We start from the raw sequence: 234 nt of genomic DNA on the forward strand, positions 1-234 counted from the left end.
CAGATGCTCTACCAACTGAGCTAATGGCTCGTAAATGGCTGGGCTAGCTGGATTCGAACCAGCGCATGACGGAGTCAAAGTCCGTTGCCTTACCGCTTGGCTATAGCCCATCGAAAAAATATCTTATTTTCAAAGACAAATGTTATTGTACCATAATGTCCAATAAAAAACAACTGCCAATTAGCAGAAGTTAAAATGGCGGTCCCGACCGGGGTCGAACCGGCGATCTCCTGC

General features: G+C 46.6%; 1 tRNA gene. It reads right to left on the minus strand.

Annotation, left to right across the window (positions count from 1 at the left end):
- Positions 1-35: 35 nt before the first annotated feature.
- Positions 36-110: transfer RNA gene (locus MR170_RS31755), tRNA-Gln, on the minus strand.
- Between the last annotated feature and the right edge of the window lie 124 nt (positions 111-234).

Source organism: Bacillus cereus group sp. BfR-BA-01524, assembly GCF_022662595.1.
In the GTDB taxonomy this organism is placed as follows: Bacteria; Bacillota; Bacilli; order Bacillales; family Bacillaceae_G; genus Bacillus_A; species Bacillus_A thuringiensis_S.